We start from the raw sequence: 1,431 nt of genomic DNA, 5'->3' as shown, positions 1-1,431 counted from the left end.
GGGTCAAGCCGCAAGGGCAAACTTGGCTTGCTTCAATCGACCATCGGCAACCGCCGCGCGGACCTGAAGTACCCTGTGAGCCCCTGCGGGAGACCAGCGCATCTGACGTTTTTTGTTCATGCGGGCATTGACGAGGCTGTTGGCGGCGGATTCGGCCGGGGCACTCGAGATCGGGTGATCCGACCAATATCGTTGGCAGTAGTCGACCAGGGAGGTTTTGTTCTGGATCAGGTAGGTCTGAAGATTGCTGACCAGTTCGAAGAAGCGCTTGAGCTTGTTGCTGGCATCCGGCAGCCGAGCATATTGCTCCAACTGGCAAAGCATATCCCTCACGGCTCTCGTCGCCTCCCTGACGTAGCCGCTCCAGAGGAGATGACGAAGCCGCGGCACATGAAGCGTAGTGTCTCGAAGGTAAATACTCAGATTGCCGACGCACTTGAGCCCTTCCCACGCCTGTTCGATGTGACGGAGCCGCATCGACAGATGGAACCAGTCGAGAATGTGGGTGATGGGCTGGCGTGTTGCGCCGATGACGATACCCTGCAGCCCGACGTCTCCGTCGCTGAAAACGGTGACGTCGCTGCCTGGCACCCACCCTTGCGCCCGCAGCGCCGCACGAACAACATCGTGCTTGCCGGTGGTAACATGCGGTGAGGCCGCGAACTGACGCGGTGGTCGGCCTTTGGTCACAACCCGCCCCATGACAATTTCGAAATGGCGGCTCTGGTATCCGGGGACCGCGCGAATGTAGGCGCCATCAATGAACACGGAAACGGGCGACCCGTCGGCACGGCTCAGTCTATAGGGACTTGCAAGGTCCCATTTCTCGATTTGATCGGCGACCTTCGCCAGCCGGTTGCTTACAGTGCGATGATTGTGCGGCCGCATGGCCGGCACAAAAAGGTCGAGAACACGCGCCGCTTCACGAAATGACAATCGGGAGCCGAGTTCAGCCTGAATGCGCTGCAACTCCGGCGTGGCTCTGCCGTTCAACAGGGCTTCTGTTCTTCCTTCGCCAGGATTTGCCGATCCGTCGCACGCGCAGCCGCGAAAGCGAGGTACGCGCATACGGCAAACGCCAAAGAGCGAGTCGACCGTGCGAGATCGGTAGTCATGGATGCTCCGAACGCGACCGCATTCCAAACAATTCCTGTCCAGTTGTGCCGCCTGATCTGCTTGGAACTGCGTGAATTCCTCCTGCAGGCGGCGCTGTATGCCCTTGCTTTCATCCAGAGAGAGGCCGAAGTCGCCGAGCCGCGCTCCTTCGACGTTGCGTGCGACAATTGCGATCTCTCGACGTAGCGGCAGGCCATCGGCGCCAACCAATTCGACCCAGACCTTCATCCTCAATTGCGCTGCCACCGAATGCCCCTTCCGACAAAAAGCTCCGGTTACGCCAAAATTCTTACCCCAAGCTTTTTCCCGCTCCCG

1 protein-coding gene is annotated in these 1,431 nt (G+C 59.5%); it reads right to left on the bottom strand.

The window, feature by feature from the left end; all coding sequences use genetic code 11:
- Positions 1–3: 3 nt before the first annotated feature.
- Positions 4–1,362: an ISKra4 family transposase gene (locus DH08_RS30225; protein ID WP_192182912.1), complete on the bottom strand. Its 1,359-nt coding sequence runs from the start codon at positions 1,360–1,362 to the stop codon at positions 4–6.
- Between the last annotated feature and the right edge of the window lie 69 nt (positions 1,363–1,431).

This window comes from Mesorhizobium amorphae (genome assembly GCF_014843845.1).
GTDB lineage: Bacteria > Pseudomonadota > Alphaproteobacteria > Rhizobiales > Rhizobiaceae > Mesorhizobium > Mesorhizobium amorphae_A.
Note: the sequence above shows the minus strand (reverse complement) of the source record. Positions and strands in the feature narration are given on the sequence as shown.